General features: G+C 69.2%; 10 protein-coding genes. 6 read left to right on the forward strand and 4 right to left on the reverse strand.

The annotated features are described in order from the left end of the window. From KBW98_RS22490 to KBW98_RS22500, 3 genes are all read right to left on the reverse strand, one after another. On the reverse strand, positions 1–1,054 hold a 1,054-nt coding region (locus KBW98_RS22490), incomplete at its 3' end, for a M48 family metalloprotease (protein ID WP_211522401.1). A 140-nt stretch (positions 1,055–1,194) separates the two neighbouring features. Further along, on the reverse strand, positions 1,195–2,199 hold the full coding sequence (locus KBW98_RS22495) for a tetratricopeptide repeat protein (protein WP_211522402.1): 1,005 nt from the start codon (positions 2,197–2,199) through the stop codon (positions 1,195–1,197). A 180-nt stretch (positions 2,200–2,379) separates the two neighbouring features. Next, positions 2,380–4,038, reverse strand: coding sequence for a peptide chain release factor 3 (locus KBW98_RS22500; RefSeq protein WP_211522403.1), 1,659 nt, complete (start codon positions 4,036–4,038; stop codon positions 2,380–2,382). Positions 4,039–4,234: 196 nt separating this feature from the next. Between KBW98_RS22500 and KBW98_RS24015 the strand changes: the two genes are divergently transcribed. Genes KBW98_RS24015 through KBW98_RS22530 form a run of 6 tightly spaced genes read left to right on the forward strand, consistent with a single transcriptional unit; the run spans position 4,235 to position 10,654 of the window. Next, entirely contained in the window at positions 4,235–4,636 is a 402-nt protein-coding gene (locus KBW98_RS24015) for a type IV pilin protein (RefSeq protein WP_211522404.1), read from the forward strand. Further along, complete coding sequence (locus KBW98_RS22510; protein WP_211522405.1) at positions 4,630–5,094, forward strand: GspH/FimT family pseudopilin; 465 nt, start codon at positions 4,630–4,632, stop codon at positions 5,092–5,094. The genes KBW98_RS24015 and KBW98_RS22510 overlap by 7 nt, the downstream gene beginning before the upstream one ends. Positions 5,095–5,098: 4 nt before the next feature. Then, positions 5,099–5,680, forward strand: a complete 582-nt coding sequence (locus KBW98_RS22515) for a prepilin-type N-terminal cleavage/methylation domain-containing protein (RefSeq protein ID WP_211522406.1) — start codon at positions 5,099–5,101, stop codon at positions 5,678–5,680. 9 nt (positions 5,681–5,689) lie between these two features. Further along, positions 5,690–6,760, forward strand: a complete 1,071-nt coding sequence (locus KBW98_RS22520; protein WP_211522407.1) for a PilW family protein — start codon at positions 5,690–5,692, stop codon at positions 6,758–6,760. Beyond that, positions 6,757–7,326, forward strand: a complete 570-nt coding sequence (locus tag KBW98_RS22525; RefSeq protein WP_211522408.1) for a hypothetical protein — start codon at positions 6,757–6,759, stop codon at positions 7,324–7,326. The genes KBW98_RS22520 and KBW98_RS22525 overlap by 4 nt, the downstream gene beginning before the upstream one ends. Before the next feature lie 10 nt (positions 7,327–7,336). Next, positions 7,337–10,654 carry a pilus assembly protein gene (locus tag KBW98_RS22530; protein WP_211522409.1) on the forward strand — a complete coding sequence of 1,106 codons (3,318 nt, stop codon included), beginning with the start codon at positions 7,337–7,339 and terminating at the stop codon, positions 10,652–10,654. Here the strand turns inward: KBW98_RS22530 and KBW98_RS22535 are convergent. Then, on the reverse strand, positions 10,633–11,560 hold a 928-nt coding region (locus KBW98_RS22535), incomplete at its 5' end, for a HAMP domain-containing sensor histidine kinase (protein WP_211522410.1). The genes KBW98_RS22530 and KBW98_RS22535 overlap by 22 nt on opposite strands.

Consider the following 11,560-nt stretch of genomic DNA (forward strand, 5'->3'; position numbering starts at 1 on the left):
CCTGGCTCCATTCCTGTTGCCCGTGCCGGGCCAGCGCGGCGAGGCGCGCGCGCAGGGTCGGGTGGGTGTCGGCGAAGTGGCCCTGGCGGTCGAGGGCGTCGTCGAGCCAGACCCTGAGGGTGGCGGCGGCGCACGGCCTGCGCGCGTACTCGGCCCAGCCATGCAGCAGGTCGGCGGGCGGCGCGGATTCCCCGTCGACCCGTCCGTAGGTGTGCTCCATGTACTGCTCGTAGCGCGGCGCCACCAGGTTGACGCGCTTGAGCGCATGCGAGGCGCTGGCCGCACCCACCAGTTCGGCCGCGGCGGCGTCGGCGCGGTACTCGTCGGCGCGCGCCATCACATAGGTATAGGCATTGAAGTAAGGCGCGTACCAGCGCACCAGCGGCCTGGCCAGCTTCGCCGCCCAGCCTTCGAAATGGTCCAGGTGCGCCTGGACCGTGTCCCAGGTATGGCGCAGGCGGTAGATGAAGGCCGAGAAGCGCCCGTGGGCGCCGGCCAGGTGGCCGTACTCGTGGGCCACGATGGCCAGCGCCTCGTCGGGATCCAGGCATTCGAGCAGCGGCAGGCCGAGCAGCAGGTAGTTGCGCGGGAAGCCCACCAGGCCGAAGGCCGGACGCTGCACCACGGCGGCGTTGACGTCGTTCACCACGAGGACATGGTGGAAGCGCGGGCCTCCCATCCTGACGCGCATGTCGTCCAGGGCCGCGAACAGGGACGGGGCGTCGGCGCGCGCGATCTCGCGTCCGCATGGGGCGGGAAAGCGCACGAACAGCGCCTGCAGCCCGGACTTGAGGGTGAACCAGAGCGGCACCGCCAGCAGCAACAGCAGCTTGCCGAACTTCGCCAGCAGCAGGAGCATCAGGGCGCCGCCGCTGTAGGCCATGGCCGCCGCGATGCCGGCCAGCGCCACCAGTCCGGCGCCCAGGGTCGCCAGCACCAGGCCCAGGATGAGGAATCCCAGCAAGGCCAGCAAAGCCACCTTGGCGCGGTAGTGGCCGGGCGCCGCCGCGCTCTCCCGTTCCAGGCGCCGCACCATGCTGTCGAAGCGATCCATGTCCATGTCTTTCCCCGTGGTTCGCCCTGGCCGCGCCAGGCAAGAACCCAGTATAGGACGGGACCGCTGAGCAGATTCTCACCGATTGTCACAAATTCGGACGGGCGTGCAGACCAGGCCGCGCCGTGGGCGCAAGACGCTTATTGCCGCAAGACCCTGATCTGCGCGCCGGCGTCGGCGCTCTGCTTCTTCGACAGGGCCGGCACCGCGCCCAGCGCCTTTTCGTAGGCGCCCAGCGCTTTCGCCTTGTTGCCTCCCGCCTGCAGCGACTGGCCCAGGCGGTAGTAGACCGCGCCTTGCGGATAGACCCTGGCGGCCTGCTCCAGCAGCGGAATCGCTTCCGCATGCCTGCCCTGCTCCTGGCGCAGGCGCGCCTGGCCGTACAGGCCCAGCTCGCTGTCCGGATACGAAGCCTGCAGCTCGCGGAAGATGCGCTCGCTGTCGGCATGGCGCTTTTCCATCAGCAGGGTCATGCCCAGGGACCACAGCGCGTCGCGGCGCTGGTCCGCCAGGTCGCTGCCGGGCGCCGCGTTCACCGCACGCGCCAGGCGCTCGGCGAGCGCGTAATCGTCTTCCTTGGCGGCGATGCGCGCCTGCATCAGCTGGGCGGCATCAGGGCTGCGCTTCGCGGTCTCGGCGGCCAGGGCGCGGCCCTTGTCCACGCCGCCGCCCACGATGCCGGGCGCCACCAGGTAGTACTGGAGCAGCGAGAAGCGCGCGTCGACATTGCCGGGATCGAGGTCGACCGCCTTGCGGAAGGCGTCGCGGATCTTGCCGGCATAACCCATCGCCGAGAAGATGCCGGCGCCGACCGCCTTCGAGCCCAGCGCCGTGCCGAGCGCGGCATGGCAGGCCGATTCGCGCGGATGGGCGGCCACGCAGGCCTCGCCCAGCGACACCGCCTCGTCGACGCGCGCCTCGGGCGCGGTGGCCACGATCACGTCGACCTTGGCGGCCAGCGCCAGCGGGTCGCGCGGCGCGGCCGCCAGGGCCGCATCGGCCAGCCGCTCCGCTTCCAGGTAATTGCGCGCCTTCAGGGCGTCGCCGTAGGGCGTGGCCATGGCCGGCGCGGCCAGCATGAGGGAGGCGGCAAGCGCCGCGCAGGCGCCGGCGCTGGAGCGGAAGTAAGGGACAGGACGTGGCATGGTTGCTTTTTTCTTCTCGGTGCGGCCCGGCGGGCTGCGGTTGAGTGTGGAAGCCAGGATTCTACGCGTGCCCCGCCAGGACGCTACCTGTTGGTTTGGATAGGATGGCGGCCGGCCTGTACCCGCAAAAAAGCCCGCCGGCGCTGCATGCGGGGGCGGGCTTGGGAGGGCGGACGCGGCTTAGTCCAGCTTGGCCGCGTGCTCGCGGGTCGCGTGGAAGGTCAGCTTCGGCCAGCGCTCCTGGGTCAGGCGCAGGTTGACGCCCGAGGTGGCCAGGAAGGCCATGTTGCCGGCCGCATCGTAGGCGACCTGGTGGCCCAGCTGGTTCTCGAAGTCGGACAGTGACTTCTTGTCCTCGCTCGACACCCAGCGCGCGCTGCTGATGCTGCTGCTCTCGAACACCGCGTCGACGCCGTACTCGTTGAGCAGGCGGCTGGCCACGACTTCGAACTGCAGCACGCCAACCGCGCCCAGGATCAGGTCGCTGCCCAGCACCGGCTTGAACACCTGCACCGCGCCCTCTTCACCCAGCTGCTGCAGGCCCTTGTGGAGCTGCTTCATCTTGAGCGGGTTACGGATGCGCACCGTGCGGAACAGGTCCGGCGCGAAGTACGGGATGCCGGTGAAGGTCAGGATCTCGCCCTCGCTGAAGCTGTCGCCGATCTGCATGTTGCCGTGGTTCGGCAGGCCGATGATGTCGCCGGCGTAGGCTTCCTCGACCTGTTCCCGGCTCGAGGCCATGAAGGTCACCACCGAGGACAGCTTGACGTCGCGCCCCAGGCGCAGGTGCTTGACCTTCATGCCCTTCTCGAAACGACCCGAGCACACGCGCAGGAAGGCGATGCGGTCGCGGTGCGCCGGGTCCATGTTGGCCTGGATCTTGAAGACGAAGCCCGAGAACGGCAGCTCTTCCGGCTTGACCGCGCGCACGGTGGCGTCCCTGCTGCGCGGGGCCGGGGCCCAGTCGACCAGCGCCGACAGGATCTCGCGCACGCCGAAGTTGTTGATCGCGGAACCGAAGAAGACCGGGGTCTGCACGCCCGACAGGAAGCGCTCCAGGTCGAACACGTGCGAGGCGCCGTGCACCAGCTCGACTTCCATCTTGAGCTGCTCGATCTCGAGCGGGAACATCTCGGCCAGCTTGGGGTTGTCGATGCCCTTGACGATCTCGAAGGCGCCGTCGGCCTTCTCCTCGCCGGCCTTGAACAGCATGATCTCGTCCTTCAGCAGGTGATACACGCCGCGGAAGTTCTTGCCCATGCCGATCGGCCAGGTCACCGGCGCGCACTCGATCTTCAGCACCGACTCGACCTCGTCGAGCAGTTCCAGCGGATCGCGGGTTTCGCGGTCGAGCTTGTTCATGAAGGTGACGATCGGGGTGTCGCGCATGCGGCACACGTCGAGCAGCTTGATGGTCTGCTCCTCCACGCCCTTGGCCGCGTCGATCACCATCAGCGCCGAGTCGACCGCGGTCAGCACGCGGTAGGTGTCTTCCGAGAAGTCCTGGTGGCCGGGGGTGTCGAGCAGGTTGATCACGTGCTCGCGGAATTCGAACTGCATCACCGACGACGCGACCGAAATGCCGCGCTGCTTCTCGATGTCCATCCAGTCCGACGTGGCGTGGCGTCCGCTCTTGCGGCCCTTGACGGTGCCGGCCAGCTGGATCGCGCCCGAGAACAGCAGCAGCTTCTCGGTCAGGGTGGTCTTGCCGGCGTCGGGGTGGGAAATGATGCCGAAGGTGCGGCGGCGGGCCACCTCGCGCGCGATCACGGCGGCGGGTTTGCCCGCTGGGGCGGACTCAAGCGAGTCGGATGGGGATGCTGCGATGTCGGATGCCATGGTCTCGGCCTAGTCGGTACGTGCAAAACCGGCGATTTTACCGGGCTTGGGCCTCCTTGTGTGAACGACCCGACCCTCTTCCCCTATGAAAAGCGTTGCGTGTCAGCATTTTGTCAGCTCGAATTCAGCAATTTGACAGCTTGAGTGTTTATACTGGGCAACATTTCATGCACATTGCTTCCAGCGAGGCCGATCCATGTTCTCCATCCTACCCCGGCGCCAGCGCGGCTTCACCCTGATCGAACTGATGGTGACGGTCGCCGTCATCGGCATCCTGGCCGCGATCGCCTACCCGTCCTATACCCAGTACCTGGTGCGCGGCAACCGCAGCGCCGCCCAGACCTACCTGGTGGAACTGGCCCAGGCGCAAGCCCAATTCCTGGCCGACACCCGCGGCTATGCGTCCAGCGTGGACGACCTGGCACTGCCGGTGCCGGACAACCTCGCCGGCAAGTACGAGATCGAGATCGAGCTGGAGGACGGCCCGCCGCAGGCCTTCACCATCACCGCCACTCCCGTCGAGGGATCCGTCCAGGACGGCGACGCCACCCTGAGCATCAACCAGGCCGGGACCCGCACCCCGGGCGACAAATGGTAAGCCGCCCGGCCGGCCGCGCGCGCGGCTTCACCTTGCCGGAGCTGATGACGGTGCTGGCCGTCATGGCCATCCTGGGCGTGATGGCCGCCCCCGCCTACGCCGACTGGGTGGCCACGATGCGCGGACGCAGCGCAGGCACCGACCTCTACACCGCGCTGAACCGCGCGCGCAGCGAAGCCATCAAGCGCAACGCCGAGGTCACCCTGGCGCCCGCCGAGGACGGCTGGCAGGCGGGCTGGAACATCGCCGCCCCGGGCGACGCCGACCGCCTGCTCGACGACCACCCGGCCGTGGCCGGCGCCACCATCGACGGCCCGGCCAGCGTGATCTACCTGCCCAACGGCCGGGTCAAGGGCACGGCGCTGCCGGCCTTCGACATCAGCGTCGGCGATAGCGCGGCGCGCTGCGTATCGGTCGACCTGTCCGGCCGCCCCAGCCAGACCAACAGCGAGTGCTGACGCCATGACCACGCCAGCTTCCCTTCACGCCCAGCGCGGCGTCAGCCTGATCGAAGTCCTGATCACGATGGTCGTGGTCGCCTTTGGCCTGCTCGGCCTGGCCGCCTTCCAGGCGAAGGCCCAGGTCGGATCGATCGAGTCCTACCAGCGCGCCCAGGCGTCGGTACTGTTGCAGGACATGCAATCCCGCCTGGCAGGCAACAGCGCCAATGCGGCCGACTACCTCACCGAGACCCCGCTCGGCACGGGCGACGAGCTGGACGAGGATTGTTCGGAGCTTGCCGCCGGCGCCGAACGCGACCTGTGCGAATGGAGCGCCGCACTCAAGGGCGCGGCCGAGAAGCGCGACGACGGCAACAACGCCGGCGCGATGGAAGGCGCGCGCGGCTGCATCGCGGAGCTGCGCGCCGCCGATACCAGCCCGGGCGTGTGCACCCCGGCCGTCTACCAGGTGACGGTCGCCTGGCAGGGCCTGCACCCTACCCGCGCCCCGGCCCAGGAATGCGGCCGCGACGCCTACGGCGACGACACCAACCGCCGCGCCGTGTCGGTGCGCGTGGCCGTCGGCCTGCCCACCTGCATCTGAGGAGCCGCCATGCGCGCCTTTCCCCGCCACCTGCGCCAAGCGCGCGGGTTCTCCCTGGCCGAACTCCTGATCGCGGTGGCGCTCGGCCTCGCCATCCTGGGTGGTTTGTCGGCCATGTTCGTCAAGAACACCCGCACCCAGGCAGAGATCGACAAGGCCCACCGCCAGGTCGAGAACGGCCGCTACGCGATCGACCTGCTGGCGGTCGACCTGCGCAACGCCGGCTACTACGCCGAGTTCGATCCCAGCGTGCTGCCTGACCTGGCCGACTTGCCGCCCCCTTGCGCCGCCTCCCTGGCCCAGCTGAAGAACGGATTGATCCTGCCGGTGCAGGGCCTGGACGGCGAGAGCGAAGGCCTCGACTGCCTGGACGACGTGCGCGAAGGCACCGATGTGCTGGTGGTGCGCCGCACCGCCACTTGCGTGGCCGGGGTCGGCAGCTGCGCGCCGGTCGCGAGCGGCGGCCCCTTCTTCCAGGCCTCGCTGTGCAACAATGCGAGCCAGCTGGATTCGGCCACCGTCGAGGACTTCTATGCCCTCAGTCTGAGCACCGCCAACCTGACGCGCCGCCAGCGCGACTGCACGCCGACGGCGGACACCGGCACCCTGGCCGCCATCCGGCGCTACCAGACCCACATTTATTTCATTGCGAACAACAACCGCGAGGACGACGGCATCCCGACACTCAAGCGCGCCGAACTGGGGAGCGACGGCAGCGCCCCGACCTGGACCATCGTGCCGCTGGCCGAAGGCGTCGAGGAGCTGCAGGTGGAATACGGCCTGGACCTGGCCAAGGACGGCGCCGCGGACCTGTTCAACGCGGATCCCACGACCGCCAACGCCTGCGACAATGGTCCCTGCGCGGTGGCCAACTGGCGCAGCGTGGTGGCCGTGCGCCTGCACCTGCTGGCGCGCAATACCGAGGCCACGCCCGGTTACGAGGACGCCAAGACCTACTCCCTGGGCCTGATCGCCGACGGCACCCCGAACACCGCCGGTCCGTATTCCGACGGCTTCAAGCGCCACGTGTTCCAGTCGCAGGTGACCCTGCCCAACCCGGCCGGAAGGAGGCTGCCATGATGTTCCCGCGCCGCGAAAGCGGCATCACCCTGGTCACGGCCCTGGTCATGCTGGTGCTGCTGACCCTGATCGCCCTGACCACCTTCAACGTCGGCAAGAGCAACCTGCAAATCGTCAGCAACATGCAGCAGCGCGACGAGGCCGCCGCGGCCGCGCGCGAAGTGATCGAGGAAGCGATCAGCACCACCCGTTTCTCGGAAACGCCCGACCATGTGCTGGCCAGCCCCTGCGGCGGTCCCAACCAGCGCTGCGTCGATACCAACGGCGACGGCACCGACGACGTGCGCGTGCGGATCGCGCCGCGCCCCAGCTGCGTGAAGGCGCCCGTGATCAAGAACACCGCGCTCGACCTGGCCAAGGTGGAAGACCAGGTGTGCAGCATGGGCAGCGCCCAGAGCTTCGGCGTGGCCGGCTCGGTCGACGGCAACTCGGCCTGCGCCGACAGCGTCTGGGAGATCAGCGCCGCCGCCACCGACGTGGAAACCGAGGCCGAAGTGCAGGTCACCCAGGGCGTGGCCGTGCGCGTGGCGCGCGACGACGTTACCAACAATTGCCCCACCACCTGAAGGAGCCCGCATGTTCCGCCATCCACTTTCGCGCCTCCTTGCCGGCGCCGCCTCGTGCGCGCTGCTGGCCGCCAGCCTGCCGGCCGGGGCCGACGACATCGACATCTTCACCGGGGCCTCGGCCGGCACCGGCGTCAATCCGCGCATCCTGATCGTCCTCGACAACACCTCGAACTGGGCGCGCCAGAACCAGAAATGGTCGAGCGCGACCCAGGGCCAGGCGGAAGCCAATGCGATCAAGCGCGTGCTGAACGAGGTCGACGGGTCGGTCAGCATGGGCCTGATGGAATTCGTCACCGGCGGCAACGCCAACCAGGACGGCGGCTTCGTCAGGCGCGCCATCCAGCCGATGAACGACGTCAACAAGGCCGCCTTCAGCACCGAGCTGACCACGATCTACAACAACATCAATAGCCCGGACGAGAAGCGCAACTCGAACACGCCCTACGGCAACCTGCTGTATGACGTCTACAACTACCTGGCGGGCGGGAACGCGTTTTCGCCCACCGCCGTCGTGGCCAGCAAGGCCGACAGCAACGGCTACACCACCAACTACACGCGTTTCAGGTCGCCGCTGAGCGCCGACAATGCCTGCGGCAAGACCTTCATCATCTTCATCGGCAATCCGAACGCCAGCGGCCCGTCCTCGGACACCGCCGCCAACACCACCGCACTGAATACCCTCAACGGCAACCTGAACGCGAACGGTACTCTGGTGCCGGTGACCCAGCTCGGCCTGCCGAACTTCAGCAGCCAGAGCGTGAGCACCACCACCACGGTGGGCACCACCGCCGCCTGCTACGCCAACGCGACCGCGGCGGCGGCCGGCCTGGCGGCCTTCACCGGCACCTGCACCGGCTATACCGACGGCTGCAAGGTCGGTACGGTCGCCCCCAGCCCGGCCGGCACCTGCGCCGCCAACACCAGCCGCTACAACGTCGACGCCACCGACACCATCATCACCAACGTGCCGACCGGCACCTACAGCAACGACACCGGCCCCCGCAACGCCGACGAATGGGTGCGCCTGATGCACGACCGCGGCATCGCCCTGCCGGGCAGCACGCTGCGCCCGAACGTGACCACCTATACGATCGACGTCTACAACGCCCAGCCGAACAGCGAGCATACCTCGCTGATGCTGAGCATGGCCCGCGCCGGGGGCGGCAAGTACTTCGCCGCGCGCAACGAGGAAGCCATCGTCGACGCGCTCAAGGAAATCCTGATCGAGATCCAGGCCGTCAACACCACCTTCGCCTCGACCAGCCTGCCGGTGAACGCCACCAACCGCTCGCAGAACGAGAACCAGGTCTTCATCGGCATGTTCCGCCCGGATCCGGACGCCAAGCCGCGCTGGTTCGGCAACCTCAAGCGCTACCAGCTGATCAGCACCGGCAGCGGCATCGACCTGGGCGACGCCGCCAAGAAACCGGCGGTGAACTCGAACACCGGCTTCGTCACGCCTTGCGCCACCAGCTACTGGACCAGCGACAGCGGCACCTACTGGAGCGGCCTGGGCCTGTCGCCCGACCCGGCCGGCAGCTGCACGGTGAGCAGCTTCAACAAGTATTCGGACGCCCCCGACGGCCCCTTCGTGGAAAAAGGCGCGGCGGCCCAGATCCTGCGCCAGGGTAACGTGCCGAGCGGCACCGGCACCTCGAACGTGGTCAACCGCACCGTGCTGACCCACTTCGGCGCCATCCTGACCCCGCTCACCACGGCCAACAGCGGCATGGACACCAACCTGGTGAAGTTCATCCGCGGCGAGGACACCAACAACGAGAAAGGCGGCGGCCCCAGCAACACCACACGTCCCTCGATCCATGGCGACGTGATCCACTCGCGCCCGCTGCCGGTCAACTACGGCGGCAGCCTCGGCGTGACGGTCTACTACGGCGCCAACGACGGCACCCTGCGCGCCCTGAACGCCGCCACCGGCGTCGAGCGCTGGGCCTTCATCGCGCCCGAGTTCTTCACGCGCCTGTCGCGCCTGAAGAGCAACCTGCCGCTGGTGGCCTACCCCAACCTGCCGAGTGGCATCACCCCGGCGCCGACCGCCAAGGACTACTTCTTCGACGGCTCGACCGGGGTCTACCAGAACGCCGACAGCTCGCGCGTGTGGATCTACCCGACCATGCGCCGCGGCGGCCGCATGATCTATGCGCTCGACGTCAGCAACCCGGACAATCCGCAATTCAAGTGGAAGGCGGGCTGCCCCAACCCGACCGGCGTCGTCGGCTGCACCGCCGGCATGAGCGCCATCGGCCAGACCTGGTCGACCCCGAGCGTGGCCTTCCTGAAGGGCTACGGCAACGGCGCCAGCCCGGTGGTGGTGGTGGGCGGCGGCTACGACAGCTGCGAGGACAACGACGCCAAGGTCCCGAGCTGCGGCTCGACCACGGGCAACGCCATCTACGTGCTGGACGCGGCCACCGGCGCCGTGCTGCAGAGCTTCGGCACCGACCGCGCGGTGGCGGCCGACATCGCGATGGTCGACATCAACAACGACGCCATGCCGGACTACGCCTATGCGGCCGACACCGGCGGCAACCTGTACCGCATCGACTTCACCAGCACCTCGGGCTCGGCGCTGGCCAACGGTTCCTGGACCAAGCGCAAGGTGGCGAGCACCGGCGGCGCCGGACGCAAGTTCCTGTTCGCGCCGGCGCTGCTGGCCACCCAGGGCTACGTCTATGTCGCCATCGGCAGCGGCGACCGCGAGCATCCGCTGGCCAGCCATTACGCCTTCAACCAGGTGACCAACCGCTTCTATGTCTACAAGGACGACCTGGCGGCCCCCGCGAGCACGGCCACGGTCGACCTGGACACCCTGCAGGACGTCACGGCCACCAACAGCTCGTCCGCCACGCCGGTGGTGCCGACCAGCAGCCTGAAGGGCTGGTACATGGACCTGAACCAGAACGGCCAGGGCGAGCAGGTGGTGACCTCCGCCCTGATCGCGGGCGGCCTGGTGACCTTCAGCTCGAACCGCCCGATCCCGCCGGCGGCCGGCACCTGCTCCACCACCCTGGGCGAGGCGCGCGGCTACTGGGTCAACCTGCTCAACGGCTGCGGCGCGATCGGCGTCGCCGGCACCTGCGGCGGCCAGCGCTCCTCGCCCTTCGTGGGCGGCGGCCTGCCGCCCTCGCCGGTGCTGGCCAACGGCGTGCCGGTCGACGGCAAGGCCACCACGGTCGTGATCGGCGCGGTGCAGAAGGGCTCGGACGGCGCGCCCGGCGCCAGCGTGCCGATCGCCCCGCAAAAGATCCGCCCGGCGATCAGCTCCAAGCGCAAGCGCGCCTACAGCTACACCTCGGGCGCGGACTGATCCGGCGGCCTGGGCGACGCGGTTCGCGGAAAGCGGACCGCGACCCGCGTGCCGCGTCCGCCCGGCCCGTCGCCCAGTTCCACCCGGGCGCCGTGGGCCGCCGCGATGTCGCGCACGATGGCCAGCCCCAGGCCGCTGCCCGCGGTCTTGTCGTCCAGGCGCACGAAGCGCTCGAACACCTGGGCGCGGCGCGCGGCCGGAATGCCCGGCCCCGTGTCCTCCACGGCGAACACCGCTTCTCCCTGTTCCTCCTGCGTGACCAGCGTGACGCTGCCGCCCGGCGGCGTGTAGCGCAGCGCATTGTCGGCCAGGTTGTCGACCAGGTCGCGCAGCTGGAAGGCATCCCCGCGCACGGGCGCGGGCGCCAGCTCGAAGCCGATGTCGATGCCGCGGCGGCCGGCTTCCTCGACGAAATACTGGACCGATTCCTGCACCAGGCGCGCCAGGTCGAGCGCCTCGTGCGCCGCCCCGGGCTGGCCCTGCCGGGCGCGCGCCAGGGCCAGCAGTTGGTTCACCTGGCGGATCATGCGCTCGTTGGCCAGCCGCATCAGGCCGACCGCGCGCAGGGTTTCGGGATCCTGCACATGGCGCGCCGCCAGCCATTCGAGCTGCAGCTGCAGGCCGGCCAGCGGCGTGCGCAGCTGGTGCGCCATGTCGGCCATGAAGTCGCGCTGGGCGCGCGCGCCCGCTTCCACCTTGTCCAGCAGTTCGTTGAAGCCCGCCACCACGGGCGCGATCTCGTAGGGCACCTCCTCGGCCGCGATCGGCGCCAGGTCCCCGGCGCCACGCCCTGTCAGGTCGGCGCGGAGCCGCGCCAGCGGCCTCAGGCCGTTGCTCACCGATAGCCAGACCAATCCTACAAGGGTGAGCGTGGCCAGGGCGACCAGGACGAACAGCGAGCGCAGG

The organism is Massilia sp. ST3 (genome assembly GCF_018119405.1).
Lineage (GTDB): Bacteria > Pseudomonadota > Gammaproteobacteria > Burkholderiales > Burkholderiaceae_D > Telluria.